The 25,876-nt window shown below is 63.3% G+C and carries 22 protein-coding genes; 12 read left to right on the top strand and 10 right to left on the bottom strand.

What is annotated here, in order from left to right:
* The first annotated feature begins 190 nt into the window (after positions 1 to 190).
* Both AYM40_RS24375 and AYM40_RS24370 read left to right on the top strand, forming a co-directional pair.
* Positions 191 to 3,601 carry an alpha/beta fold hydrolase gene (locus tag AYM40_RS24375; RefSeq protein ID WP_063498782.1) on the top strand — a complete coding sequence of 1,137 codons (3,411 nt, stop codon included), beginning with the start codon at positions 191 to 193 and terminating at the stop codon, positions 3,599 to 3,601.
* Between the two features lie 64 nt (positions 3,602 to 3,665).
* Positions 3,666 to 3,896, top strand: a complete 231-nt coding sequence (locus tag AYM40_RS24370; RefSeq protein ID WP_158515321.1) for a hypothetical protein — start codon at positions 3,666 to 3,668, stop codon at positions 3,894 to 3,896.
* A 25-nt stretch (positions 3,897 to 3,921) separates the two neighbouring features.
* Here the strand turns inward: AYM40_RS24370 and AYM40_RS24365 are convergent, their stop codons facing one another.
* Together AYM40_RS24365 and AYM40_RS24360 are read right to left on the bottom strand one after the other, a co-directional pair.
* A complete protein-coding gene (locus AYM40_RS24365) occupies positions 3,922 to 5,394 on the bottom strand; it encodes an FAD-binding oxidoreductase (RefSeq protein ID WP_236721069.1) in 1,473 nt (490 codons plus the stop codon).
* The gene (locus tag AYM40_RS24360; RefSeq protein WP_063498780.1) at positions 5,391 to 6,380 is read right to left on the bottom strand and encodes an isopenicillin N synthase family dioxygenase; all 990 of its coding nucleotides are present in this window, start codon (positions 6,378 to 6,380) and stop codon (positions 5,391 to 5,393) included. Before AYM40_RS24360 ends, AYM40_RS24365 begins: the two co-directional genes overlap by 4 nt.
* Positions 6,381 to 6,668: 288 nt before the next feature.
* Here AYM40_RS24360 and AYM40_RS24355 point away from each other — a divergent pair, with 288 nt between their 5' ends.
* The 5 genes from AYM40_RS24355 to hutC (AYM40_RS24335) are packed head-to-tail and all read left to right on the top strand — an operon-like array spanning position 6,669 to position 10,501.
* Entirely contained in the window at positions 6,669 to 7,496 is an 828-nt protein-coding gene (locus AYM40_RS24355; RefSeq protein ID WP_063498779.1) for a transporter substrate-binding domain-containing protein, read from the top strand.
* Positions 7,497 to 7,523: 27 nt separating this feature from the next.
* Entirely contained in the window at positions 7,524 to 8,174 is a 651-nt protein-coding gene (locus AYM40_RS24350; RefSeq protein ID WP_063498778.1) for an amino acid ABC transporter permease, read from the top strand.
* Positions 8,175 to 8,203: 29 nt separating this feature from the next.
* A complete protein-coding gene (locus tag AYM40_RS24345) occupies positions 8,204 to 8,866 on the top strand; it encodes an amino acid ABC transporter permease (RefSeq protein WP_063498777.1) in 663 nt (220 codons plus the stop codon).
* Positions 8,867 to 8,885: 19 nt separating this feature from the next.
* Positions 8,886 to 9,755, top strand: coding sequence for an amino acid ABC transporter ATP-binding protein (locus AYM40_RS24340; protein ID WP_063498776.1), 870 nt, complete (start codon positions 8,886 to 8,888; stop codon positions 9,753 to 9,755).
* Positions 9,752 to 10,501 (top strand): histidine utilization repressor, encoded by a 750-nt coding sequence (gene hutC, locus AYM40_RS24335; protein WP_063498775.1) that lies wholly within the window; start codon positions 9,752 to 9,754, stop codon positions 10,499 to 10,501. The genes AYM40_RS24340 and hutC (AYM40_RS24335) overlap by 4 nt, the downstream gene beginning before the upstream one ends.
* Positions 10,502 to 10,559: 58 nt before the next feature.
* Here hutC (AYM40_RS24335) and hutC (AYM40_RS24330) read toward each other — a convergent pair whose 3' ends face one another.
* The 8 genes from hutC (AYM40_RS24330) to AYM40_RS24295 form a co-directional block, all read right to left on the bottom strand.
* Positions 10,560 to 11,243, bottom strand: coding sequence for a histidine utilization repressor (hutC, locus tag AYM40_RS24330; RefSeq protein ID WP_148662420.1), 684 nt, complete (start codon positions 11,241 to 11,243; stop codon positions 10,560 to 10,562).
* A gap of 230 nt (positions 11,244 to 11,473) precedes the next feature.
* A complete protein-coding gene (locus AYM40_RS24325; RefSeq protein WP_063498773.1) occupies positions 11,474 to 13,126 on the bottom strand; it encodes an HAL/PAL/TAL family ammonia-lyase in 1,653 nt (550 codons plus the stop codon).
* Between the two features lie 54 nt (positions 13,127 to 13,180).
* Positions 13,181 to 13,972 carry an ABC transporter ATP-binding protein gene (locus tag AYM40_RS24320; RefSeq protein ID WP_063498772.1) on the bottom strand — a complete coding sequence of 264 codons (792 nt, stop codon included), beginning with the start codon at positions 13,970 to 13,972 and terminating at the stop codon, positions 13,181 to 13,183.
* A 34-nt stretch (positions 13,973 to 14,006) separates the two neighbouring features.
* A complete protein-coding gene (locus tag AYM40_RS24315; RefSeq protein WP_063498771.1) occupies positions 14,007 to 14,762 on the bottom strand; it encodes an ABC transporter permease in 756 nt (251 codons plus the stop codon).
* A gap of 15 nt (positions 14,763 to 14,777) precedes the next feature.
* Positions 14,778 to 15,500: an ABC transporter permease gene (locus tag AYM40_RS24310; protein WP_063498770.1), complete on the bottom strand. Its 723-nt coding sequence runs from the start codon at positions 15,498 to 15,500 to the stop codon at positions 14,778 to 14,780.
* Positions 15,501 to 15,591: 91 nt separating this feature from the next.
* A complete protein-coding gene (locus AYM40_RS24305; protein WP_420488514.1) occupies positions 15,592 to 16,446 on the bottom strand; it encodes a transporter substrate-binding domain-containing protein in 855 nt (284 codons plus the stop codon).
* Positions 16,447 to 16,742: 296 nt separating this feature from the next.
* Entirely contained in the window at positions 16,743 to 17,423 is a 681-nt protein-coding gene (locus AYM40_RS24300; RefSeq protein WP_063498768.1) for a methyltransferase family protein, read from the bottom strand.
* Between the two features lie 67 nt (positions 17,424 to 17,490).
* Positions 17,491 to 18,330 (bottom strand): arylamine N-acetyltransferase family protein, encoded by an 840-nt coding sequence (locus AYM40_RS24295; protein ID WP_063498767.1) that lies wholly within the window; start codon positions 18,328 to 18,330, stop codon positions 17,491 to 17,493.
* 552 nt (positions 18,331 to 18,882) lie between these two features.
* Between AYM40_RS24295 and AYM40_RS24290 the strand changes: the two genes are divergently transcribed.
* From AYM40_RS24290 to AYM40_RS24270, 5 genes are all read left to right on the top strand, one after another.
* Entirely contained in the window at positions 18,883 to 20,406 is a 1,524-nt protein-coding gene (locus AYM40_RS24290; RefSeq protein WP_063498766.1) for a carbohydrate porin, read from the top strand.
* A 104-nt stretch (positions 20,407 to 20,510) separates the two neighbouring features.
* Positions 20,511 to 21,662 (top strand): hypothetical protein, encoded by a 1,152-nt coding sequence (locus AYM40_RS24285; RefSeq protein ID WP_063498765.1) that lies wholly within the window; start codon positions 20,511 to 20,513, stop codon positions 21,660 to 21,662.
* Between the two features lie 87 nt (positions 21,663 to 21,749).
* Complete coding sequence (locus AYM40_RS24280) at positions 21,750 to 23,138, top strand: Dyp-type peroxidase (RefSeq protein WP_063498764.1); 1,389 nt, start codon at positions 21,750 to 21,752, stop codon at positions 23,136 to 23,138.
* An 84-nt stretch (positions 23,139 to 23,222) separates the two neighbouring features.
* The gene (locus AYM40_RS24275; RefSeq protein ID WP_063498763.1) at positions 23,223 to 24,254 is read left to right on the top strand and encodes an iron ABC transporter substrate-binding protein; all 1,032 of its coding nucleotides are present in this window, start codon (positions 23,223 to 23,225) and stop codon (positions 24,252 to 24,254) included.
* Positions 24,255 to 25,859, top strand: coding sequence for an ABC transporter permease (locus AYM40_RS24270; protein WP_063498762.1), 1,605 nt, complete (start codon positions 24,255 to 24,257; stop codon positions 25,857 to 25,859).
* Positions 25,860 to 25,876: the final 17 nt, after the last annotated feature.

The following is a 25,876-nucleotide window of genomic DNA, read 5'->3' as shown; positions in this document are numbered from 1 at the left end:
CCTGCCCGCAAATCGAGCACACCTCACGCGGGCGCCACGCGCCACGCGCCACGCGCCACGCGCCACGTACGATGCGCCTTTTTTTGTCATCGCGCACCACCTACGATAAAAAAGCCGCAGCCGTACGCCGTCTTCCCTCCGAAGTCCGGGTTCCCCTACCCGGCATCCCCTTTCTGACGAGGTGGTCCTCATGAACCGCTTATCGAGCGCCCTGACAGCAATGCAGCCGCATTACGATGTAGTGGTGGTGGGTTCGGGTTATGGCGGTGCGATTGCCGCGAGCCGTATGGCGCGGGCCGGCAGAAGCGTGTGCGTGCTGGAACGTGGGCGCGAATTTATGGCCGGCGATTTTCCGCGCACGCCGATCGAAGGCGCCGCGCAGGTGCAATACAACACCGCCCTCGCGCAAGTCGGCTCGCCGCTCGCGCTGCTCGAAGTACACCTGAATGAAGACGTAAATGCGGTGGTGGGCTGCGGACTGGGCGGCACGTCGCTGATCAACGCGAACGTCGCGCTCGAAGCCGAACCGCGGTTGTGGGACGACGACCGCTGGCCCGAGGCGCTACGCGCCGACAAGGCCGGACGCGACAAGGGCTACGACCTTGCCCGCACCATGCTGCAGCCGTCGCCGGTGTCCGGCGATTTTTCGCAGCTGCCGAAACTGCAGGCGCTCAAACAATCCGCGCAGGCGCTCGAGATGGCGGATCGCTTTTACCCCCCGCCGGTCACCGTCACCTTCGAGGACCGCATCAACGCCGCGGGCGTCGAGCAGAAGGCCTGCGTCGGTTGCGGCGATTGCAACTCAGGCTGCAATTACGATGCCAAAAATTCGACGCACATGAACTATCTGCCCGACGCGGTCTCGCACGGCGCAGATATTTTCACGGGCGCAGCGGTGCATTCGGTATTGCGCGACACAGCCATGCAAAAGTGGATCGTGCGCTTTCAGGAGGTCAAGCTGGGCCGCGAGAGTTATCAGGCACCCGATTTGTTCGTAAGCGCCGATATCGTTATCGTGTCGGCTGGCACAATCGGTTCGACCGCTCTGCTGCTGCGCTCGCGCAAGGAGGGGCTCACCGTTTCGGACATGCTCGGCAAACACTTCACCGGGAACGGCGACGTCCTGGCCTTCGCGTACAACACCGAGGAGATGATCAACGGCGTCGGCTGGGGTGCGCACAAGCAAGGCGAGATCCCGCCGGTCGGGCCGACCATTACCGGCATCATCGACCACCGCAACACCCCCAACGTGAAAGACGGCTTCGTGATCGAAGAGGGCTCGCTCGCCGGGCCGGTCGGCGCCGCGATGGTTGCCATGCTCGGCGGCGCCGCGCCGCTCGAAGGCGTCGACATTCCCGCCCCGCGCGCCGCTGGTGAACCACTCGGTTACGACGCGCGCGTGATCGAAAGCTTCCTGCGCGGGCCCTATTACGGCGCCCTCAACCACACGCAAACCTACCTGGTGATGGCGCATGACGACGAAAACGGCCAGATTAGCGTGAATGACAAAGGCCGGCCGCGCATCGACTGGCCGAACGCCGGCAAGCAGTCGATCTTCCAAACCGTCGAAGAAACGCTAGAAAAAGCGCAGGCGCCACTCGGCGGCAAATACGTGCGCAACCCGATTTCGACCAAAATGCTCAAAAACCGCACCGTCACCGTGCATCCGCTCGGCGGCTGCGGGATGGGCGAGGACGCGGAGCGCGGCGTCGTCGACCATCAGGGCCGGGTTTTCTGCGGCACGACAGGACCTGCGGTGCACGAAGGCCTGTACGTAATGGATGGCGCAGTCATGCCGATGTCGCTCGGCGTCAATCCGCTGCTGACGATTTCGGCGCTAGCGGAACGCAATTGCGCGTTGCTCGCCAACGCGCGAGGCTGGGACATCGACTATCTGGCCAAGGGCACGGCCGCTGCACCGGCGCCCCAACAGATCGGCCTGCGCTTCACCGAAACGATGATCGGCACCTATACCCCGGCCGTCGCGGGCGTTGCCGCCACCAGTCCGATCGAATTCACGCTGACCGTAGAATCGGACAACCTGGCGGATATGCTTAGCAATCCGCAACATCTGGCCCACACCACCGGCACGCTGACTTGCCCCGCGCTCTCCGCGCAAGCCATGACGATCACGGACGGCACCTTCAACCTGTTCGTGGTCGATGAGTCGGACGTGGACGAGCGCAACATGAATTACCGCATGACGCTCAATTCCACCGAAGACAAGACGTACTACCTGAGCGGACAGAAGATTATCACGCGTACGTCGCCGGTCAATCTATGGGAACAGACCAACACGCTCTATGCCGAAATCCGCGAGTCGCTGCAAGCGGACGCGCCGGCGATCGGTCAAGCAACGCTGGTCATCACGCCCGAGAATTTCCTCAAGCAGCAACGCACGCTTGAAGTCACCAACACACCCGATCTGAAAACGCGCCTTGAATGGACCCTGAAGTTCGGCAAGTTTTTTGCGGGCGTGCTGTTCGCCGAATACGGCGGCGTGGCGGCGCCCTTGCAGTTTTATGATCCGAAGGCGCCGCCGCGCCCGAAGCGCGCGCTGCGCGCACCCGTGCGGCAAGTGGCCTTCTTCGACACGCCCGACGGGACCACGCTTCGACTCACGCGCTACGCCGGGCCGACCAGCAAACCACTGCGTCCGGTGCTGCTGATCCACGGCTCCGGCGTGTCGAGCCGGATCTATTCCACCGATCTGATCGGGACCAACCTGGTGGAGTATCTCTGTGCGGCCGGCTACGACGTGTGGCTCGTCGATCTGCGCGTCAGCATCGAAATGCCGAGCGTGCTGGTGCCGACCAATGTCGACAAGGTCGCTCGCGAGGACATTCCGGCCGCGGTCGCCAAAGTGCGGGAGTTGACCGGGCTGCCGGACATTCAGGTACTGGGCCACTGCATGGGTGGGTTGGCGTTGACCATGTCGCTGCTCTACGGGCTCGAGGGTGTGCGCTCGGCGGTCATATCGCAGGTCTCGGCGCATCCGGTGCCGGGCACGCTGGAAAAGATCAAATGCGGGTTGCACGTCCCGGACATCATGGAGCATCTCGGCGTGCTCGACCTGACCGCTTTTACGGAACACAGGTCATGGCCCCAGAACCTGCTCGATGAAGCATTGCGGCTCTACCCGCTCAATCACCAACAGGGTTGCGGCAGCCCGATCTGCCACCGGGCGACCTTTCTTTACGGCCTGCTCTACGAACATGAACAGTTGAACGAGACGCTTCACTCGAACCTGCAGGAGTTGCTCGGCGTGCACGACGTCGAGGTGTTCAAGCATCTGGCCGCCATGGTACGAGCGGGCAAGGTTGTCGATGCCAAAGGCAAAGACGTTTACCTGACGGGTAGGGACGGCATGAAAGGTCTGGAGGGCATGCGCCTGCCGATCGGCTTCATCCACGGCGAGAAAAACGAAACCTATCTGCCGAAGAGCACCGAACTCACGTACGACATGCTGGTCAAGCACTTCCCAGAGCAGCCGTATGAGCGGCATCTGATTCCCGGCTACGGGCATATCGACTGTATCTTCGGCAAGAACGCGGCGGTGGATGTCTATCCGGTGATTGCGCGGTATCTGAATGCGCATTGAGGCACGCTCGCCCGATCGCTGCTGAAAAACGCATTTCTGGCAAATCGCCGGCACGATGTTCATCGTGTCAGCGCCGCTGATGCTAGTCGGCATTGCCGCCGCGCTCGTCTTCAAACCGCTTCTCGAAGGGTTGCATCCCGTGCAGCAGCTCATGCTTATCGCGGCGGGCCATGCGTTTCTCAGTACGCTGTTCTCGGTGCTGAGCGCCGCCACGCTGTCGTGGCTCTACGCCCGTTTCGCTCGCGAGCTGCGCACGCTCGTCAGCGAACAGCCCATCGGCGAGTCCGCGCCCTGAATGGGCCACGCACGTGCCGCCGCGCTCAAAAGAGCTTGCCCGGATTCAGAATGCCGTGCGGGTCCAGCGCATGCTTGATGGCGGCCATGGCCGCCAATTCAGCTGGCGAGCGCGAGATCGGCAAGAACTCGCGCTTGAGCAAACCGATCCCGTGCTCCGCCGACACCGAACCGTGCAAGGGTCCAAGCATCTCGTAGACGAACGCATAAACCGCGTGGTGATCGACGCCGGGGATCGAATGACCGTCGACGGTGACATGCAGATTCGAATCGCCGATATGGCCGAAGAAATACGACACGTTGCCCGGCCAGCGCTGATCGAGCGCCGCGCGGCAACGTTCGACGAAAGCGCCGATCTCGCCGATGGGCAAGCTCACGTCGAAGTTGATCGCATCCAGCCGCACCGGAAACTCGGCGGTGCATTCTCGAATCGCCCATAACGCCCGCACGTCGGCCACCGATTGCGCGATCACGGCGTCGCGGATCGCTTCTGAGTCGAGCGCTTCGGTCAGCGCGGCGGAGAAGCGTTCGCCGTCGTCGCTTGCGTCGAAGCTCGCGTGTTCGATCAGTGCATAGAGCGGGTGCGAGTCGGCGAACGGCGAACTCGTGCCCGTCAGCTTCACGCCGAATTCGTAGAAATCCGGCCACATGATCTCGAACGCGCCAATGTCGTTGCCAAAGCGCGTCGACAGGCGGCGCAGCAGGTTCACAGCGGCATCGTAACCGCCGAGTGCGACGAGCGCCGTATGGCGCGCCGCGCGTGGCGGATGAAGCCGCAGCACCGCGCGCGTGATCACGCCGAGCGTGCCTTCCGAACCGATGAACCAGTGTTTCAGATCGTAGCCCGTATTGTTCTTGACCATCTTGCCGAGCGACGTCAGCACGTCGCCGTTGGCGAGCACGACTTCGAGGCCGAGCACCTGGTCGCGCGCGGTGCCCGACTGGATCACGCGATTGCCACCCGCGTTGGTCGCCAGATTGCCGCCGATCTGGCACGAGCCGCGTGCGCCGAGATCGAGGGCGAGTTCGAAGCCGGCTTCGGCGGCGGCTTCCTGCGCGCTTTGCAAGGTGGTGCCGGCGCGCACGGTTAGCGTGGCCGAGGCGGTATCGATCTCTTCAACGCCGGTGAGCCGTTCGAGCGACAGCGCGATATCGGTCGCACGCGCAATCGCGGCGCCTGCGAGGCCGGTCATGCCGCCCTGCGGCACCACCGCTTGATGCGCTGCATGGCAAATCGCCAGCGCGCGCGAGACTTCTTCCGTGCTGCGCGGCAACAGCAGCGCGGCGGGCCGCGTCGGATCGTGGCGGGTCCAGTCGGTCATCGCGCGTTCGCCGATCTGCTCGCCGACGCGCACCGCGTCGGCACCGAGCGCGGCACGCAGCGCATCGAGCGTTGCGGAAAGCGGCGCGGCGCTGTGAATTGCGTTGCTGTCTGCATTACTGCCTGCACTGCTACTTGCACAGCTCGCCACGCCGTTTGCCAACCTGTTATCTGTCATGCAGTGGTCCCTTGCGTTCCTTCAACTGCGGCCTTCTTCCGATAACCCATCGAATCGTTGATCCGCCCGAGGATGTAGTCACCCGCGGCGACCGGTTGGTACTTGAGGTCGGCCTCGCTCGTGCCAAGCTCGCGCGGATCGACCATCGCGCCGTAAGTGGGATCATAAAACGTCGCGATCGAATAGCGCTCGCGCCCCGATGCATTGATCACGCGATGCAAGGTGGAGCGGAAGCGGTCATTGGTCCAGCGTGCCAGCAGGTCGCCTACGTTCACCACGAAGCTGCCTTCGACCGGCGGCGCATCGACCCACGTATCGTTGGCGATCTCACGCACCTGCAGGCCGCCCACCTGATCCTGCCACAGCAAGGTAATGCAGCCGTAGTCGGTATGCGGCGCGACGCCGAACTGATCCGCGTCCGACTGGGGCGGCTGCGGCGGATAGTAGACCATCTGCGTGCGCTGCATCCGCTTCGTATAGCGCGGCGCGAAGAAACGCTCGCCGACACCGAGACTCACCGCCACCGCCCTCAGCAGATCGGCGCCGCATGCGGCCACCGCTTCGTAATAACCGTAAAGCGCGGGCCGCAGCTCTGGCATGAAATCCGGCCAGTTGTTCGGTCCACGCAGCGCCTGGCCCGCTCGCACATCGGGATCGTCCTCCGGCAACTCGAGGCCGATGCTGAAGAACTCCTTGTAGTCGGGGCGCTTCGCCTGATACATGGTGGCGTCGCCGAGCGCGTTGAAACCTCGATGCCGTTGATTGACCGCCGCGCGCCGCTTCGTCTCGACCGGAAACGCAAAGAACGTGCGCGCCGCCTGCTCGGCGGAATCGATTGCCGTTTGCGGCACGCCGTGATTGACGATGTAGAAGAAGCCGATCGTCGTACACGCTTCGCGGATTTCGTGCGCCACGCGCGTCAAAGCCTGCGGATCGCCCGCGCGAACGCCGGCGAGATCGATGATCGGAATGCGGGTCACGGGCATTGCGCTGCTCCCTGGAAGGCCGGCCAATTCAACTGAGGAATGAGCTTTAAAATCGAGGCTTGCGAATCACTCACGGCACGCTCGCGCGCTTCGTGCATCTTCGTTGTATATACCGCCAAAAGCGCACCCGCAAGTTGCTTCTCGGGGCTTCGCATAAGGGCTTTTCTCTATTCGCGCGTTTATTTATTTCGCACTGAAACTGCGGTATATACTGCCTCGCATAACTCGCGCAAGGCCCGCTGACGAACCGCTTTCGCGCGACACCGCTTTGCCAAACCGGAGAATCCCATGAGCATCCTTGCAGGCTGGAAGTGTCGTTTGGTCATGCTGGCGTTGTGCGCGGCAAGCGTCACCGCCCACGCGGAAGACCAGCTCGCCAAAGTGAAGAAAGCCGGCGAACTGGTGGTCGGCACCGAGATGCAGTTCGCGCCCTTCGACTTCCTTGAAAACGGCCAGCAAGCGGGCTTCAATAAGGATCTGTTCGCCGAGGTCGGCAAGGAAATGGGCGTGAAGGTGCGCTTCATCGACTTGCCGTGGCCGAGCGTGCTGCCCGGTCTCGAAGCCGGCAAGTTCGATATGGTGGGCGGCCCGCTGACGGTCACCAAGGCGCGCATGGAACGCTACACGTACACCCTGCCGATCGCGGACGCCACCGACGCGCTGCTCAAGCGCGCCAACGACGCCTCCGTCAAGCAATCGTCGGATATCGCCGGCAAGACTGTCGGCGCGGGCAAGGGCTCGGCCCAGCTCGACCAGTTGAAGACGTACGTCGCCACCTTGCCGAAGCCGCCCGAAATCCGCGAATACGTCGACAACAATCAGGCCTACGCCGACCTCGCTGCCGGCCGAATCGCGGCGGTCGCGAACTCGATGACCAACATCGCGTACGTCGCCAAACAACGCCCCGAAACCTTCGCTGTCGTGCAGCCGCCGTTCGGCGCGAAAGTGTACTTTGCTTACTGCCTGCGTAAAGACGCGGATAGCAAGCCGCTCGCCGATGCCTTCAACGCGGCGCTCGTGAAAATGCACAACGACGGGCGCCTCGCGGCCTTGCAGAAAAAGTGGTTCGGTGTCGCGATGGATGCGCCGACAACGATGCCGACGCCGAACTATTGATGCACTGATCTAGCGAGTGCGACGTTTATGTTCAGCACGACCGTCTTCGTCCAGGGGTTGCCGCTGCTGCTGCATGCGGCGCTCGCCACCGTCGGCATTTCGCTGACCGGTCTGCTGATCGGTTTCTTCGTCGCGATCGGCGTGTGTGCGGCGCGCCTCTCGCCGAAGCGCGCCGCGCGCATGTTCGGCGGCGCTTACGTGTTCTTTTTTCGCGGCGTGCCGATGCTGGTGCAACTGCTGCTGGTGTACTACCTGCTGCCGTTCGCCGGGATCAATGTGTCGCCCATCGTCGCGGCAATCAGCGCCGTGTCGCTGTGTTCCGCTTCCTATATCGCCGAAATTCTGCGCGGCGGGTTCCTCAGCATTCCGCCGGGTCATATCGAAGCCGCGCGCATGCTCGGGCTTTCACCGTTCGATATGCTGCGGCGTATTCTGGTGCCGCAGGCGTTTCGCTTGACGCTGCCCTCGCTCGTCAATGAAATGGTGCTGCTGATCAAGGCTTCGTCGCTGATCTCGGTGGTGGGGGTGGCCGAGTTGACGCGCACCGCGCAGAACATTGCGGCCAGCACCTATCGGCCGCTCGAAGCCTACCTCGCCGCCGGGCTGATTTACTTCGTGATCTGCGGGAGCCTGGCGCTCGTCGCACACGCCGCCGAATACCGTTTACAGCACGCCTGAGCGCCGCTGAGCTTGAGATCGGATAAGCCATGCAAAAGCTCGACCCCACCGTCATCACGCACAATCTGCAGCCGATTGCCGCCGGTCTCGCGACCACGCTCGGCACCTGGACCGCGGGCGTGGCGATCGGCATCCTGATCGGTTTTCTGATCGCGGTGCTGCAACTCTTTTGCGGACGCTGGGTGCGCGGCGCATTGCGCTTCTATATCGAACTGTTTCGCGGCACGCCGTTTCTAGTGCAACTATTTTTGCTGTACTACGGCGGCCCGTCCTTCGGCCTCACACTCGAACCGATGACGGCCGGCGTGCTCGGCTTAGGCCTCTACGGCAGCGCGTATTTCGCGGAAGCATTCCGCTCGGGCTTTCAATCGGTGCCGCCGGGCCATCTCGAAGCGGCATCCTGTCTCGGACTGACCCGCTGGCAAGCCGTCCTGCGCATTCAGGTGCCGCAAATGCTGGTGCTGATCGTGCCCGCGCTGACCAATCTGATTATCGTGCTGAGCAAGGAAACCGCCGTGCTGTCGATCGTCACCGTCCCCGAACTCACGTTCGTGCTGACCGGCATCGGCTCGGCCACCTTCGCTTTCGTCGAAACGCTACTGGTGCTGTGCGTGTGCTATCTCGCGCTGGTCGAACTGACCTCGCGCGTGGGCATGTGGGCCGAAACCCGCATCGCGCGCTTCATGGCTTGAACGGAATCTGGACCACTCTATGAACGCCATCGCCGACATGCCCTCCTCCGCGTCCACTGCTGCCTTCGATACGCCAGCCGGCGCGCCACTGATCGAAGTGCGCGACCTGAAGAAACGCTTCGGCGAAGTCGAAGTGCTGCGCGGCGTCGATCTCGAGATCGCCCGCTCCGAAGTGGTCTGCATCATCGGCCCGTCGGGTTCGGGCAAGAGCACGCTGCTGCGCTGCCTCGCCGCGCTCGAAACCTACGATCAGGGCGACGTGCGCATCGAAGGCGAACTGCTCGGCTATAGCGAGCGCAATGGAAAACGCGTGCGAGCGTCGCAAGGCGAGATCAATCGCGTGCGGCGCAACGTCGGCATGGTGTTTCAGCAATTCAATCTGTGGCCGCACATGACGGCGCTCGGCAATGTGATGGAAGCCTTGTTGCGCGTGCGCCATCTGTCGCGTGACGAAGCGCGCCGCCGCGCCAATGCGATGCTGGAAACAGTCGGCCTCGCGCATAAGGGCGATGCCTATCCGTCGAAACTCTCGGGCGGCCAGCAGCAGCGCGTGGCCATTGCACGCGCGCTGGCAATGGAGCCGCACATCATGCTGTTCGACGAGCCGACCTCGGCGCTCGATCCCGAGCTGGTCGGCGAAGTGTTGCAGGTGATGAAGCAGCTTGCGCGCGACGGCATGACGATGGCCGTGGTCACGCACGAAATGGGCTTTGCCGCGCAGGTCGCCGACAAGGTCATGTTCATCGACCAGGGGCGCATCGCCGTGCAAGGCAAGCCGCGCGAAGTCTTTCACGATGCGGGGCAGCCGCGTTTGCGGCAGTTCCTGCAAAACTATTTCGACCGCAATGCGTTCTGGGCGCGCGGTCCTGACGATATAGAGCCGCGATGAAAACCGCGCGCGTGTCGACCGACGCACCGGCCGCCCGCTACGAACAGGTCAAAAACCATATCCGCCAGATCATCGAATCGGGTGCGCGGCAAGCGGGCGACCGTCTGCCGTCCGAGCAGGACCTGGTCGCGGCACTTGGCGTGTCGCGCATGACGGCGAACCGCGCGCTGCGCGAACTCGCCGATGAAGGCCTCGTCACCCGCGTGTCCGGCGTCGGCACCTTCGTCGCGCAAACCAAGCCGCAATCGACGCTGTTGATGATCGCCCATATCGGCGACGAGATCCGCTCGCGGGGTCACGAATACAGCTACGACACGCTCCTGTCGCAACGCGAAACCGCGCCGGTGACGGTATCGAACGCGTTAGGGCTCGCGCCTGGCGCTTCCGTATTTCATGTGATTTGCGTGCATCGCGAGAATGGTTTGCCGGTGCAGCTCGAAGACCGTTACGTCAATCCGGCAACGGCACCCGATTTCCTGAAGCAGGATTTCTCCGCGACGAAGCCGTCCGAGTATCTGTTCCAGACTGTCCCGGCCCACGACGTCGAGCATATCGTCGACGCGGGCCTGCCGACGCGCGCCGAAGCCGAGTTGCTGGAAATTCGCGCCGACGAGCCATGTCTGACGCTGATGCGCCGCACATGGACGAGCGGCGTTGCGGTCACGTTCGCGCGCTTCGTGCATCCGGGCTCGCGGTACCGTCTGGGTTGCCGGTTCACGCCGGATCTGTCGCAGCGCCAGGGCTAGCGGCAAGCGGCTAGCGGCTAGCGGTGCGAACGCCGCGCCCTCGCCCGCGTCTTGCCGCTCACACGTTGCCCGCCAGATGGAAACGCGATGCCGGATGCCACAGCCGCACCGACGTCGCCACATCGTCACCCACCCACGTGCGGCGCCATAGCTGCAAGCAGGGCTCGCCGATATCCATCGTCAGATGCCGCCGCACATACGCGTCGGGCTTCTGCGCATAGATGCGAAACTCCGCGCGCTGGATCGGCGCGAGCCGAACCATGTAGTGATTCGGCGTCTCGACGATGAAGTCCTGTTGCAGGTAGTCGGGGAACACCTTCGGATTGACGTAGCGATCTTCGTACTGAATCGGCTCACCCTCTTCGCTGTGCACGATGCACGAATGAAACGCCGGGCCGCTGGCGAGGCCGAGCGCTTCGAGCGCGTGCGGATCGTCGCTGGGTTCGAGCGTCAATACACGCGCTGAATGGCGATGGCCGCGCGCGGCGATTTCGTCGGCGATATTGCGGATTTCCAGCACCGTCGATTCGTAGCGCTGTGGCGCGACAAACGTGCCGGAACCTTGCACGCGCGTCAGCACACGTTCGGTGGTGAGTTCGCGCAGTGCGCGCGACACCGTCATGCGCGCGACGCCGAATTCCTTGACCAGCTCCGTTTCCGATGGGATCAGGCCGCCCGGCTTCCAGTCGCCCTCGCTGATGCGCCTGATCACATAGCGCTTGATCTGCTCATAGGCGGGCATGGCCTTGGCGGGTGTCTCCTGGGTGCGGCCAGGATGGTCCTGCTTGTCTACGGTTTGCGCGTTTGTGTTTGTAATAGTGTTCACGTCGACCTCGTGGGTGGTACGCGGGTGGCATTCGGCCGGTTTGCCGGCGGGTAAGCCCGTTCACCGGCTTTTGTCTCCATCAATTCGGATCCGTCTATTCGAGTCCATCAAATCAAGCCCGGAAACCGGGCCCGCAGCCGAGCCCTTCAACCCGCGTGGACAGCCGCCCGGCCATCGTTGGCCGCCGGGTCGGCGCCGAGCTTGTCCGCGGCGGCAACCTTAGTCACGCTTGTCACGCTCGCCAATGCGGCAAGACCCGCGCCGCTGACTGAAGCATCCGGCCCGGGCCGAATATTACCCGGGTTTGGCAACGGTGGCGGCACTCCATCGGCGATCATGCGAAATGCGATCGTCATGTCGTCCGCAAGCGGCCGGTCGTCGCGATAGGTCGGCACGACGCGGCGTACACGTTGCCAGAGCGCGTCAGTGTGCGGTGCGCGCGATGCATCGACGCCTTGCAGATCGTAGGCTTGTGCCGCCGCCAGCAATTCGATCGCGACAATGCGTCCGGCGTTGTCGACGATCTCCAGCGCTTTCAGCGCAGCGGGCGTGGCATGGCACAGGTGGTCTTCCTGCAGGCCGGACGTGATACCGCCGTCGAGACTCGCGGGCATCGCGAGGCGCCGGTTCTGTGCAACCAGCGAGGCCGCCGTGTACTGCGCGATCATGAAACCGGAACAGGTGCCGCCCGGCTTCGCGAGAAACGCCGGCAAGCCGCTCACGAGCGGATTGACGAGGCGGTCGAGGCGCCGCTCGGCCATCGCCGCGACTTGTGCGATCGCAGTGGCGAGACTGTCCATCGCCAGTGCGATCGACGCCCCCACCGCATGCGCCTGCGAATAGACGCGTGGGTCCTCCGGCGTGCCAGCGACGATCGGGTTGTCGGTAATCGAGGCGAGTTCGCGATTGACCACGTCGGCGGTCGCGGTGAGCACGTCGCGGGCGGCGCCGTGCACGTGCGGAATCGTCCGCATGCTCAACGGGTCTTGTGTGCGCTGGCCGACCACCGCGGCGAGAATGCCGCTATCGGCGAGTGCCGTACGCATGCGTTCGCCGACCAGGTTCAGGCCCGGCGAAATGCGCAGCGCCAGCGAGTCTTCATCGAAAGCCACGAGCTGACCGCGCAGATTTTCGAAGCTCATTGCGGCGACCACGTCGGTCCAGTCCAGCAGACGGGCGGCACGCGCCAGGGCCAATGCGGCGAGACCCGTCACGCACGGCGTGCCGTTGACGAGGCTTAATCCCTCCTTCGCTTCGAGCACCAGCGGTTCGAGGCCGAGCAGTTGCAATGCGTCACGCCCTTTGAGGCGTTCGCCGCGATAGTGCACGTATCCCTCGCCGATACAGACAAGCGCGATATGCGCCATATGGCTCAGATAACCCACCGAGCCGAACGCCGGCACTTCCGGCAGGCAATCGGCATTGAGCAGCGCGACCAGCCGATCCGCGACTTCGAGGCGAATCCCGGAATGCCCGTGTGCAAAATTGTTGACGGCTGCCGCCATGATCGCGCGCGTCTCGGCAACACCGAGGGGGGCGCCCACGCCTACCGCATGGCTCATCAGAATGTTGCGCGACAGCGTGCGCTGTTCGGACGGCGACACGACCACATCGCACAACGCGCCGACGCCGGTATTCACGCCATACGCGCGAATCCCGCGCTCGACGATCTGTTCGACAAGCACGCGTGCCGCACGGATACGCGAGCGGGCATCGGCGGAAAGCTCGAGCGGTTCGCCGGCGGCGATCGCCGCCACCTGAACCCAGTCGAGAGGACGATCGGAACGGATCACGGCCATGATAGTGCTCTGTACGGTGGAGTAACGAAGTGGCAACCAGCCAAGGCTGATCGATTAGTTAGTGGTGCGATCCTGGTGGCTCGACACGAATTGGCGGAAACGGTCCGACTTGCATTCGACGAACACTTCGTCCGGCGTACCGTCGGCTTCCACCTGACCTTGATGCAGGAACATCACGCGATTCGATACATGCCGCGCGAAACCCATCTCGTGCGTGACGACCAGCATCGTGCGGCCCTCTTCGGCGAGCGAACGCATCACGCGCAGCACTTCGCCGACCAGTTCGGGGTCGAGCGCCGAGGTCGGTTCATCGAACAGCATCACCTTCGGATGCATCGCCAAAGCACGCGCGATCGCCACACGCTGCTGCTGACCGCCGGACAGATGCGCCGGATAGTGGCCGCGCTTTTCCGAGAGACCGACTTTCGCCAGCAGCGCTTCCGCTTCTTCAATCGATTCGGCACGGCTGCGCTTCTGTACGCGCATGGGCCCTTCGATCAGATTCTCCAGCACGGTCATATGCGACCACAGATTGAAGTTCTGAAACACCATGCCGAGTTGCGAGCGCACCCGATCCACCTGACGGCGGTCGCTCGGTTGCAGCTTGCCGTCGCCGCGCCGTTTCATTTTCAGCTCTTCGCCGCCGAGCGACACCGAGCCGTCGTCCGGGGTTTCGAGCAGATTCAGGCAGCGCAGGAACGTGCTCTTGCCGGAGCCGCTCGCGCCGAGAATCGAAATCACGTCGCCTTGATGGGCGTCGAGCGAAATGCCTTTGAGCACGTGGTGGTCGCCGAACGACTTATGGATGTTCTTGACCGACAGTGCAACAGGTGCCGTAGCGTTCATGGGATTCTCCAGATTCTGCAAGATGTGCGACCGTTCAGGGCGCGGCGCGGCGTGCTTCGGTCGTGGTTGAAACCGGCCGGCTCGGCGAGCTCTGCGCGGGCGCCGCACGCAGATGGCGCGACAGGCGCGTCTCGAGGAAACCGAGCAAACGCACGATGACGAAATTCAGGAACAGATAGATCAACGCGGCGCAGATGAATACTTCGGTGGTGCGATACGTTTGCTGAATGATCTGCTGTGCGACGCCGGTCACTTCCCACACGGTGACGAGACTCGCGAGCGCGGTGGATTTGACGAGCAGCACGGCCTCGGTCGAGTACGCGGGCAAACACTGGCGCAACGCAATCGGACCGATCACGCGGCGCAGCAGCGCGAAACCCGACAAGCCGATCGAATAGCCCGCTTCGATCTGACCGACCGGCACCGCCATCAAGCCACCGCGGATAATCTCGGCGGTATATCCGGCGGTGCACAACGCCAGGGATAAAACCGCGCACATGTACGGCTCGCGCAACACCGGCCACAGGAAGCTCTCGCGAATCACGCCGAACTGGCCCATCCCGTAGTAGACGAGGAACATCTGGATCAGCAGCGGCGAGCCCCGGAACACGAGAATATAAGCACGCGCGAAGCGATTCGGCAGCCAGTGCGGCGACACGCGCATCGTGACGATCACGAGCGAAAGCAGGCCGCCCAGAATCAACGAGCAGAAGAACAGCCCGAGCGTGGTCGGCACGGCCGCGATCAGTTGCCGCAGCGTGTCGAGCAGAAAATCGAAGTCGAAATGCATGATGTCCGGTCCTCGTCAGTTGCGCGCGAAATTGCGCTTGAAGGATCGGCCTACGCGCGCTTCGGCGCGGTTGAAGACCCGGTTCGAGATGCTGGTCATCAGCAGATACAGCGCGCCGCCCACCACGAAGAACGTGAAGTACTGATGCGTCGAACCCGCCGCCACCTGGCTGGCGCGCAGCAATTCGGCCAGCCCCGTGACGGAAATCAGCGCCGAGTCTTTCAGGCTCAATTGCCAGACATTGCCGATGCCCGGCAAGGCGAAACGCAACACTTGCGGAATCAGAATGCGGCGCGCCATGGTCAGGGTGGGCATACCGATCGAACGTGCCGCCTCGAGTTCGCCGCGCGATACCGCGAGCACCGCCGAGCGATACACCTCGGCCTGATACGCACCGGAAATCATGCCGACCGCGAGCGCGCCGACCACGAACGGCGGCACGCCGACAAAACCGTCCGCGCCAAACCATTGACCAATCGTGGTCACGAGGGTCGAGCCGCCGAAGTAGAACAGATAGATGACGAGCAGTTCAGGCACGCCGCGAAACACGGTGGTGTACACATCGCCGATCACGCGCAGCGTGCGAAACCGCGACAGCTTGGCCGCCGCGACCAGTGCGCCGAACACGGCGCCGACCGCGAGCGCTGCGAGCGTGAGCGCGACCGTCATCAATGCCGCGAGCAGCAACACGCCGCCCCAGCCTTCCGGCCCGAAGCCGAGCATCTCTATCAGAGCCATTCCCTATCCCTCATCCATTACGGCGGATCGAACCAGCCGGCCTGCGCGGCGCGAAACCGCGCAGACCGCTACAGCGGAGCGCTTGGGCGAATCAAGGCGTGACGTCGGTCTTGAACCATTTGGTGGAGAGTTTCTTGACGGTCCCGTCGGCAAGCGCGGCACTGATCGCGGTATCGAACTTCGCTTTCAGGTCGGCGTCCTGCTTGCGGAACGCGAGGCCTTCACCCGGACCCCAGATCGGGCCGCCGATCTTCGGGCCTGCCATGACGATCGACGCGGTCTCTTTCTTGTCGATGTTGGCGGCGTAGTAGGTCACGTCGTCGAACGAGGCGTCGATACGGCCGTTGGCCAGATCGAGGTCGCGCTCAGGCGAGGTTTTATAGACCCGGATCGTGGCTATGTCCTTGAAACCGTCGTTGATGAATTTGGTGTAGACCGTGCCCGACTGAATGCCGATGGTCTTGCCCTTCAGTTGCTTGCGCAAGGAGTCGACGGTGGGCTGGTCGGTTTTAGGATCGCCCGACAGCTTGACGACGCCTGCTGTCGGCACGGCCTTGGGCAGCACTTTCGCGTCGGTCACGGCGAACGTGGCCGGCGTGGCGGCGTACGGCTTCGAGAACGCAATAATCTTTTCGCGCTCCGGCGTGATTGAGATCGCGTCCATCAGAACGTCGAACTTGCCGGCTTGCAGACCGGGAATCATGCCGTCCCAGTCTTGCGCGACGAGGTTGCACTGCAACTTGATGCGCTCGCACAGATTGGCGACCAACTCAGGTTCGAAGCCGCCCAGCTTGCCGCCCGGCAAGGTCAGGTTCCACGGTGCGTAACCGCCTTCCAGCGCGATCGTCACCGTCTTCCAGTCTTTGGCCTGCACCGGTGCCGCGAAAATCGTCGCGGCGCCGAGAACAGCGCCCATCAATGCTTTTGCTAACGTCGTGCGCTTCATTTTCACGTCGAAACTCCTTGGATTGAGGAAACCGTCGAACTGGATTTTTTAACCGCTGCTTGATTTGTATAGACAAGTCTGCATCAGTCAAAAAGCCGTCGCAAGAAGATTTATTCGAAATTGCGGGAATCATCGGGTAAGCCCCTATAAGCCCCCGTGCGACAGGGAATTTAAGCGATTTTTGAATGGAGAAAGATGGAATGCGGTGGCGGCTGTGTGCGCCAGCGTGGTGCGCTTTGTCTAGACAGGTTGATATCTGAAGCGCTGACGAGCTTCGAGTTGGCGCATTGCACCCCCTACCAGATGAACGGCACGAAGCGATAACGCACGCGCGTGGTGTAGTCGGTATAGCCCTCGAGTTGCGCGGCCAGCACGCGCTCCTCGCGCACAGCCCGCCAGCCGATACCGATCACCAGCAGCGGCACGCAGGCAAGGCCCCACCACGAGCCGAGCAGTAACGGCGTGCCGATGAACAACAACAGCGCGGCCGCGTACATCGGATGACGAACGTGGGCATACGGGCCGGTGTCGATGACTTTATGACCGCGGCTTGCCTGGATCTTCACGACCGGCGCGGCATAGCTATTGGCCCGGAAGACGATCAGGCACATGAAAATACAGAGGAAGATGCAAAGCGAGCCAAGGCTTACCAGCCAGACTGGCAAGGGCGCCGACCAGCGATAGCGCATTGCGTCGACTCCCATCAGGACGAGCCAGGCGCACCACATCACCGCCACGCTCACCATAAAGAAGCGGTCCCAGCGGCTTTGTTGCGCCTGAACGATCGGCGCGAGACGCTCGGCAAGCAGGCCGGGATCGTGGCGCGCCAGCCAGAAACCGACCCATAAACTCAGTCCGCCAGTCTCGATCAGATACCACCACCCCGCAGGCCACGCGAGCGTGCCCGCGGCGCCGAATAGCAGCGCGCCCATGCATGCCAGCCAGACCGCCGTTTGCAGGATGAGTCGCGTGATCATGGTTGTGTTGTGTCGTGGCGCTCGTTGGTGGGGGCTGGTGGTGGGTGGTGCCCGTTACGCGCTCGCCTCAGGCGGAAGCCGCCGCGGGTGAGCGCACGCGCCCGAATACGTCCGCAATGTCGATGTCGCCCGTGTTCAGACCGAATTGATCGTGCAGGCAGGCCGCGAGTTCGTCCGCGGTCTTGAGTTGCCGCTCGCTGATGAGCCGGCCATCTGCCGCGCGTTCGCTCAGTTGGTCGTTGAGCAAGGTCAGGCGCGATTCCGGCAGGATCCGGCAAACGATCAGGTTGTTCAGGAAAACTGAATCTGGCGCGGTCGAGGTGTACCAGTTCGAGGTCTCGTAGTCGATCCATTCGACCGGATGCAGGTCGAAACGGTAGATGCGGGCCCAGGTTTCATCGAGAGATTGCACTTCGAGGTAGAGCGCGCCGTGCGATGCATCGGCCAGGCGGAACGTGCCTAGCCGCGTGGACTGCGCGGTGCCGGCCATCAGGCGCAGCGGTGCTGTGAGCGTCATGCTGCCGAAACCGACGTCGGCAATCCATGCTTCGTTCTTGATGTCGACACGCAAGACCATGTGCGTGCGCGGCGGGATCGTGTCGGATTCGCGGCCCCAAAGAACCCGGCCCAGCAGGGGCGTTACGTTGAAGCCTAACTGCATCAGGACGTTCGCGAAGAGTGCGTTCTGTTCGAAGCAGTAGCCGCCGCGCTTTTGCGTGATCAGCTTGTGTTCGACCGATTCGAGATCGAGTTTTACCGCGCGGCGCGTGAGCGGGCTCAGGTTCTCGAAGGGGATCGATCTGGGGTGCAGCTTGTGGAGTTCCTGGAGTACCTCCAACGTCGCCGCGCGGGGCCCTTGGTAGCCTATGCGGGTGAAGTAGTTTTCCAGATTCACTATGTGTGACATCGGTGTCGTCCCGGTATGGTTTGGCGGCTGGGCACTTCAGGGCTTCGTGCTACAGCGCGGCATTGGAAGACGATCATAGCTTCTTTTATTGTCCGCCCAGCACGCCGCCCTTCCTTGTTTTCGTAGTGGACCATCGCGGTCTATTGGCGGTGATCTATTGGCGTCACCGCTGTGCGGGGCGGCGCCAACTTCGGAGAACGCTCACTACTATCCCCTTCAACACTGACGTCGCGATCGACGAAACACTAATCCCATGACTCGACGCGAACTGCACCGGTTCGGTATTAACAAATACATACCAAAACATTACGTTTTAATTACATTCAACCTACACGCAAACAGCCTTTAGCAGCAGTACGTAAAGCTCACAATTACATGCCAGTAATATTGATGCGAATCGTTCTCATTAGTATTGACGCACCCATTCCGTATGCGTACGATCTCGCCATCTGCTGCATCAGGCGTCGCGAATCGATGCAGCACATCGCAGGCCCACGGTGATGTTGCGCCGCGATAGTTAGATCAGTCGATACAACACCAACAAGGATTTCGATGAAGTTCGCCCAAACAGCTGAACCCGCCGGCCAGGCGCGTTCGCTTCGCGACTCCGCTTCGTACGTCGGCGCCACGCGCCGTTCGCGTTTGCCGTCGATGCGGCGCGCCGCGCTCTGCACGGCATTTGCCTGGGCCTCGTTGACCGCCGGCGCAGCCATGGCCGAAGCCAATCCCGATGCCACACCCGAAGCGCCGGAAGCCGACCTGAACATCCAGGCGACGCAAACGAACCAATGGACCGGCTTCTGGAATCGGCCGACGATGCTCGGCGACATCGGCGGCCTGCGCCCCTGGCTCGGCAAATACGGCGTGACGTTCGCGCTCACCGAAACCAGCGAAGTGCTCGCCAACGTCCGCGGCGGCCTCTCGCGCGGCGCGGACTACGACGGCCTGACGACCGCGACCGTGCAGATGGATACGCAAAAGGCGTTCGGTCTACCGGGCGGCCTGTTCAACGTCAGCGCCTTGCAGATCCACGGCGCCAACCTCAGCGCCAACAAGCTGGGCACGCTGAATACGGCGAGCGGCATCGAAGCCGATGACACGACCCGCCTGTGGGAACTGTGGTACCAGCAGTCGTTCCTGAACAAGCGCATCGACGTCAAGATCGGGCAGCAAAGTATCGACCAGGAATTCATCACCAGCACGAATTCGGCACTGTTCGTGAATACGATGTTCGGCTGGCCGGCCCTGCCGTCCTACGACATGCCGTCCGGCGGCCCCGCTTATCCGCTGGCCGACCTCGGCGTGCGCGTGCGCGGGCAGATCACGCCCTCGTTGACGGCACTCGCCGGCGTCTTCGATGGCGACCCGCTCGGCAACAACCCGAACAACAAGAGCGGCACCAACTTCAACCTGCATAACAGCACGCTGTTCATCGGCGAGTTGCAGTACGCGATCAACCAGCCGGCCGACGGCGAAATGGTCGGTGCGGGTGGCGGCGGTTTGCCGGGCACGTACAAGCTTGGCGTCTGGTACAACAACGGCAGCTTCGCCGATCAGCGCTTTGACAACACAGGCCTCTCGCTTGCGAACCCGGCGAGCACCGGTGTTGCGCAGAATCATCATGGCGACTACAGCTTCTACGCGGTCGCCGACCAGATGATCTGGCGCCCGGATCCGGACGAGCCGCGCAGCCTGAACGTCTTCGCGCGTGTGATGGGCGCGCCGGGCGACCGCAACCTGGTGAGCGTCGCCGCCAACCTGGGCGTCGTGCTGAAAGCCCCGTTCGCCGGCCGCGACAACGACAGCGCCGGCATCGCGCTTACCTACATCAAGATCGGCAACCACACCAACGGCCTCGATCAGGACAACCTCGCCTTCAGCGGCGGCCCGTACGGCGTGCGCACCAGCGAAACCACGCTCGAAGCGACCTACCAGTACCAGGTCAACCCGTGGTGGCAGTTGCAAGCCGATGCGCAATACACGTTCAATGCCGGCGCAGGCCAGAACCCGAGCGACCCGACGCAGCCGCTGCGCAACACGTTCGTCGTCGGCGTGCGGACCAACATTACGTTCTGATTGATGCCGTTCGCCCTCACCACACACGCTCAAGACACATCGAATCCCATGCTTTCGATCATGGCCGCAACCACCGCTTTGTGCGCAGGCACGGAGGCTCACTCATGAACAATCCCACGCGCAAATTTTCGCCGCGCGCCGCGCGGGCCCTGATCGCCGCCTCGGTCGGCGCTGCCGCGTTCGCGACCGCTGGCCTCGCGCACGCCGAGCCGCAAGGTTTTCTCGAAACCGTCAAGCATCACACCACGCTGATCAACACCGTGCCGGAAAACGGCGACCAGAATCCGTACGCGGTGGTGGTCGCGCCGGTCTCGGCAGGCACCGTCAAGCAAGGTGACGTGCTGGTCGGCAACTTCAATAACTCGACCAATCTGCAAGGCACCGGCAGCACGATCGTCAACTATCACCCGGACACCAAACAGATGACGGTGTTCGCGACAGTGCCGCGCGATCTGAAGGCGTGTCCGGGCGGCATCGGTCTGTCGACCGCGATGACGATGCTCAAGTCGGGCTACGTGATCGTCGGCAGCACGCCGAGCAACGACGGCACCACCGGCACCAAGGGCGCCGGCTGTCTGATCGTGATCGATCCAAACGGCAAGGTCGCGTCGACCATCACCAGCCCGAACATCAACGATCCGTGGGGCAATATGGCGGTCGTCGACAACGGCACGAGCGCGACGCTGTTCGTCAGCAACGCCGGCTTCGGTGTGGGCGGCGCGGACGGCAATCCGCCGGTGTTCAAGCAGGCCACCGTGCTGCGTCTGGACCTCGACGTGCCTACGGCTAAGCCGCCGGTCGTGAAAAAGGAAACCGTGGTGGGCAGCGGCTTCGGCGCGCAGGCCGACAAGGGCGTGTTCCTCGTCGGCCCGACCGGACTCGCGCTGTCGGGCGATCAGAAACTGCTCTACGTGTCCGATGCAATCGGCAACCGCGTCACCGAAATCGACGAACCGATGACGCGCGACACCAGCGCCGGCGTAGGCCGTCAACTGACCGCCGACGGCCTGCTGCACCGCCCGCTCGCCATGGTCACCGCACCGAACGGCCACCTGCTCGTCACCAATGCGCTGAACGGCCAGATCGTCGAAATCGATCCTGCCAGCGGCAAACAGATCTACGCTCGCTGGATCGACACCGACAAGGCACAATCGCCGCCGGGCAACGGCGACCTGTTCGGTCTCGCGATGACGCCCGAAGGCGACGGTTTCTATTACGTGCAGGACGACGTGAACACCCTGGTGCTCGCGAAGTAAAAGAAGAAGCAAAGACGGACGCAGATCCGGCCACCGAGCCGGACGCAACACCGGCACACCCCACGGCCAAACGAAGGTGAAGGAACCATGGCAAACGATCAACCCCCGCGGCCCTCACGGCGCGGTTTTCTGAAGGCCGGCAGTGCGGCGGTCGCGGCGGGCGCAAGCCTCGGCGCGACCGGCGTCGCCCAGGCCGCGCTTGGCAAGACGCCGGCGCACGCCGCCGATCCGACCATGGCGGTCGAGCCGTTCTACGGCCTGCACCAAGGCGGCATCGTCACGCCGCAGCAAAGCCACACGTATGTCGCCGCCCTCGATCTCACGACCGAGAAACGCGATGACGTGATCGCGCTGCTGCGTGCCTGGACCGACGCTGCCGCGCGCCTGACGCAAGGCGCCACGGCCGGACCGCTGCCGACTGACGCGGCTGCGAAAACAGCACTGGCCGACACAAAGATTGATACGCAGGTCGAGACAAAGGCTGACGCCAAGGCGAACGACACGGCCTACAGCCCGACCAACGCCAAAGCCGCGCCCGATTCCGGCGATGTGCTCGGCCTTGGCCCATGCGGCCTGACGATCACGTTCGGTTTCGGCCCGGGCCTGTTCACGAAGGACGGCAAGGACCGCTATGGCCTCGCCTCGCGCCGCCCCGCCGCACTTGTCGATCTGCCGCGTTTCAACGGCGATCAGCTGATCGCCGAAAAAACCGGCGGCGACCTGTTCATTCAGGCCTGCGCGAACGACCAGCAAGTTGCGTTTCACGCGGTCCGGCAACTGTCGCGCCTCGCCTCCGGCGTGGCGACGATGCGCTGGGGCCAGTCCGGTTTCCTGTCCGGCCCGCGCGGTCAGACGCCGCGCAATCTGATGGGTTTCAAGGACGGCACCAACAATCCGTCGACCGCGAAGCCGCAGCTGATGAACGAATTCGTCTGGGCCGGCGCCACAGCCGACGCACCCTGGATGGAAGGCGGCACCTACACCGTCGTACGGCGCATCCGCATCACGCTCGAGCACTGGGACAACACCGAGGTCGGCTTCCAGGAACAGGTGTTCGGCCGTCACAAGTACAGCGGCGCGCCGATCGGCAAGAAGAACGAGTTCGATCCGGTGGACCTGAAGGAAGAGGACAAGGACGGCAATCCGGTCATTCCGGAAAACTCGCACGTGCGTCTGTCGAATCAGGCGAGCAACAACGGCGCGCAGATTCTGCGCCGTTCGTACTCGTATAACGAAGGCACGAATTTTTACATCGAGCGCTGGCCGCCGTGGCGCCAGGAAACCGAGTACGACGCGGGATTGATTTTCCTCGCTCACCAGAGCGACCCGCGCAAGGGCTTCATTCCGATCAACGAAAAGCTCGCGAAGTTCGACATGATGAACCAGTTCACGACGCACGTCGGCAGCGCGATATTCGCTGTGCCGCCGGGCGCGAAGCCGGGTTCGTATATCGGCGCGGGGCTGTTCGAGACGTAATGCAAGCCGCGAAGCAAGCCGCCGGCCGGGAGGCCGGCGGTGCATCGAAGATCAACAACACCATCTTTAACGGATTTTAGGATCATGGCTCATTCCTGGTTTGGCACCCGCCTGCGCCTCGTCAGCAGCGCCGCCGCGCTCACGCTCGCTGCGTTCGCGGCCGTGCCGTCGACGGCCCACGCTGCTTCGATCACGCTGTACAACGCGCAGCACGAACAGGTCGTCAATGTGCTCGCCAAAGACTTCGAGAAGCAGTCGGGCATTTCGGTGAAGATCCGCAACGGCGAAGGCCCGGCGATGGCTGCGCAAATCGTGGCGGAAGGCGCAGCGACGCCCGCCGACGTGTATTTCACGGAAAATTCGCCTGAGCTGATGCTGCTGGAAGAGAAAGGCCTGCTGAACAAGGTGGACGGTGCGACGCTCGCAACCGTGCCGGCGCGCTTCAACTCGCCGACCGGCGCATGGGTGGGCGTGACCGCACGCGAAAGCGTGCTGGCCTACAACACGGCCAGGCTGCAGGCATCGCAACTGCCGCAATCGCTGTTCGATCTGGCCAAGCCGGAATGGAAAGGCAAGGTCGGCATCGCACCGAGCGACAGCGACTTCCTGCCGCTGGTGAGCGCCGTGCTCGCGCTGAAGGGTGAAGCGCAAACCGTGCAATGGCTGAAGGGCCTGAAAGCCAACGCCCAGATTTTCGACGACGACGAAGGCGTGGTGGCAGCCGTCAATCGCGGCGGCGTCGCGACCGGTCTGATCAACAACTACTACTGGGCGCGTCTGCACGCTGAACTCGGCGATGCGAAAACCCGCAGCGCGATCTATCACTTTGGCAACGGCGACGTCGGCGCGATGGTGAACGTGTCGGGCGCAGCGGTACTGAAGTCGGCCCATAACACGGACGGCGCGCAGAAGTTTCTTGCGTACCTGGTGAGCGAACGCGCACAGCAGTTGATGGCGAAGAGCCACGTCATGTTCGAATATCCGCTGCACGCAGGCGTTGCACCGGACCCGATCCTCAAGCCTTTCGCTGAACTGAACCCGCCGGCGCTGACCATTCAGCAACTCGGCGACGACAGCCAGGCCGGCAAGCTGCTGCGTCAGGCAGGTTTGCTGTAAATGAGCGATGCCATGTCAGCCGGCCCTCCGGCTGTAACCCCCGCCGCGGCGCGCGCCCATTCGCGCGCGCCGCGCGGTTTGTTCGCGGCAGCAGCACTCAGCGCTTTGCTGGTGTTGCTGCCGATTGCGTTTACCTTCTGGCGCGCGGCGAGCTTCGGTATCGGCGAGGCCGTCGACCTGATCTTCCGGCCGCTGGTAGGCGAACTGCTGGTCAACACACTGTTGATCACCGTGTCGACCACGCTCGTCTGCGCGGTCGTCGGCACGGCCGCCGCATGGTTTGTCGAACGCACGCATTTGCCGGGGCGTCGCCTCTGGGCCGTGCTCGCCGCCGCGCCGCTTGCAATGCCGGCCTTCATCTCGAGCTACGCATGGGTGTCGCTGAGTCTGGATTTGCAGGACTTCAACGGCGCGCTGCTGGTGCTGAGCTCCGCCTATTTCCCGCTCGTTTATCTGCCGGTGGCCGCGGCGTTGCGCAGTATGGACCCCGCGCTCGAAGAAAGCGCGCGCGCGCTCGGCTGCAACCGTTGGACCACGTTCGTTCGCGTCGTGCTGCCGCAACTGCGCCCTGCGCTGCTCGGCGGCATGCTGCTGGTGGCGCTCGGCGTGCTGTCCGAATTCGGCGCGTTTACGCTGCTGCGCTTTCGCACCTTCACCACGCAAATCTACGCGGAATACCGCACCAGTTTCGATGGCGGTGGCGCTTCGCTGCTCGCGTGCCTGCTGATCGTGATCTGCCTGATCGTTCTGGCGTTCGAGTTTCGGGTGCGCGGCGCGGCGCGTTATGAACGCGTCGATCGCGGCACACGCCGTGCGGTGTTGCGCTACGACCTCGGCGCTTGGCGCTGGATCGTCGTTGCCGGCTTCGCCGCGCTGGCGATCGCAACGCTCGGCGTGCCGCTCGGCATGATCGGCTATTGGCTCACGCAACCGGGCGCGGCTGCCGTCACACCGGCCGACGTGTCGCCCGAACTGCTGTTCAACGCGACCATCTCTTCGCTCGGTTTCGGGCTCGCCGCCGCGCTGCTGACCACGCTGCTGGTCGTGCCGCTCGCGTTCCTGCTGGTGCGCTATCCGACGCGTTTCGCGACGCTGTTCGAACGCACCGTGTTTCTGGCGCAAGGCATACCGGGGCTGGTGATCGCGCTGGCCATCGTGTCGCTCGCGGTGCATGCGCTGCAAGCGCTTTATCAAAGCGCGACGCTGCTGGTGATCGCTTACGCGATGCTGTTCATGCCGGTGGCATTGGTGAGCGTGCGCGCCGCCTTCATGCAGGCGCAGCCGCGCCTCGAAGAGACTGCACGCGCGCTCGGCCTGACCTGGTCGCAGACCCTCCTGCGCGTGGTGTTGCCGCTGGCGGGCCCGGGACTGGGCGCGGCCGCGGCGATGGTGTTCATCTCGGTCGTCACCGAGCTCAACGCGACGCTGCTGCTCTCCCCGATCGACACGCAAACACTCGCCACCCAAGTTTGGGCCGATACTTCGACGATGGCGTTCGCCGCCGCAGCGCCCTATGCGGCACTGCTCACCGGCATCTCGCTGTTCGCCTCCGGCCTGCTATTCGCGTTGCTCGGCAAATCGGCGTTGCTTGGCGAACGCAGCTGAACGTCGCGCACTGTCGC

Origin of the sequence: Paraburkholderia phytofirmans OLGA172 (genome assembly GCF_001634365.1) — a bacterium.
Taxonomy (GTDB): domain Bacteria; phylum Pseudomonadota; class Gammaproteobacteria; order Burkholderiales; family Burkholderiaceae; genus Paraburkholderia.
The sequence above is the reverse complement of the archived record's forward strand: the minus strand, read 5'-3'. Positions and strand labels throughout refer to the sequence as shown.

Excerpts from the sequence above, each read along its gene's own strand:
- AYM40_RS24375 (WP_063498782.1), top strand. The coding sequence starts at position 191 with ATGAACCGCTTATCGAGCGCCCTGACAGCAATGCAGCCGCATTACGAT.
- AYM40_RS24365 (WP_236721069.1), bottom strand. The coding sequence starts at position 5,394 with ATGACAGATAACAGGTTGGCAAACGGCGTGGCGAGCTGTGCAAGTAGC.
- AYM40_RS24360 (WP_063498780.1), bottom strand. The coding sequence starts at position 6,380 with ATGCCCGTGACCCGCATTCCGATCATCGATCTCGCCGGCGTTCGCGCG.
- AYM40_RS24355 (WP_063498779.1), top strand. The coding sequence starts at position 6,669 with ATGAGCATCCTTGCAGGCTGGAAGTGTCGTTTGGTCATGCTGGCGTTG.
- AYM40_RS24350 (WP_063498778.1), top strand. The coding sequence starts at position 7,524 with ATGTTCAGCACGACCGTCTTCGTCCAGGGGTTGCCGCTGCTGCTGCAT.
- AYM40_RS24345 (WP_063498777.1), top strand. The coding sequence starts at position 8,204 with ATGCAAAAGCTCGACCCCACCGTCATCACGCACAATCTGCAGCCGATT.
- AYM40_RS24340 (WP_063498776.1), top strand. The coding sequence starts at position 8,886 with ATGAACGCCATCGCCGACATGCCCTCCTCCGCGTCCACTGCTGCCTTC.
- hutC (WP_063498775.1), top strand. The coding sequence starts at position 9,752 with ATGAAAACCGCGCGCGTGTCGACCGACGCACCGGCCGCCCGCTACGAA.
- hutC (WP_148662420.1), bottom strand. The coding sequence starts at position 11,243 with ATGCCCGCCTATGAGCAGATCAAGCGCTATGTGATCAGGCGCATCAGC.
- AYM40_RS24325 (WP_063498773.1), bottom strand. The coding sequence starts at position 13,126 with ATGGCCGTGATCCGTTCCGATCGTCCTCTCGACTGGGTTCAGGTGGCG.
- AYM40_RS24320 (WP_063498772.1), bottom strand. The coding sequence starts at position 13,972 with ATGAACGCTACGGCACCTGTTGCACTGTCGGTCAAGAACATCCATAAG.
- AYM40_RS24315 (WP_063498771.1), bottom strand. The coding sequence starts at position 14,762 with ATGCATTTCGACTTCGATTTTCTGCTCGACACGCTGCGGCAACTGATC.
- AYM40_RS24310 (WP_063498770.1), bottom strand. The coding sequence starts at position 15,500 with ATGGCTCTGATAGAGATGCTCGGCTTCGGGCCGGAAGGCTGGGGCGGC.
- AYM40_RS24305 (WP_420488514.1), bottom strand. The coding sequence starts at position 16,446 with ATGAAGCGCACGACGTTAGCAAAAGCATTGATGGGCGCTGTTCTCGGC.
- AYM40_RS24300 (WP_063498768.1), bottom strand. The coding sequence starts at position 17,423 with ATGATCACGCGACTCATCCTGCAAACGGCGGTCTGGCTGGCATGCATG.
- AYM40_RS24295 (WP_063498767.1), bottom strand. The coding sequence starts at position 18,330 with ATGTCACACATAGTGAATCTGGAAAACTACTTCACCCGCATAGGCTAC.
- AYM40_RS24290 (WP_063498766.1), top strand. The coding sequence starts at position 18,883 with ATGAAGTTCGCCCAAACAGCTGAACCCGCCGGCCAGGCGCGTTCGCTT.
- AYM40_RS24285 (WP_063498765.1), top strand. The coding sequence starts at position 20,511 with ATGAACAATCCCACGCGCAAATTTTCGCCGCGCGCCGCGCGGGCCCTG.
- AYM40_RS24280 (WP_063498764.1), top strand. The coding sequence starts at position 21,750 with ATGGCAAACGATCAACCCCCGCGGCCCTCACGGCGCGGTTTTCTGAAG.
- AYM40_RS24275 (WP_063498763.1), top strand. The coding sequence starts at position 23,223 with ATGGCTCATTCCTGGTTTGGCACCCGCCTGCGCCTCGTCAGCAGCGCC.
- AYM40_RS24270 (WP_063498762.1), top strand. The coding sequence starts at position 24,255 with ATGAGCGATGCCATGTCAGCCGGCCCTCCGGCTGTAACCCCCGCCGCG.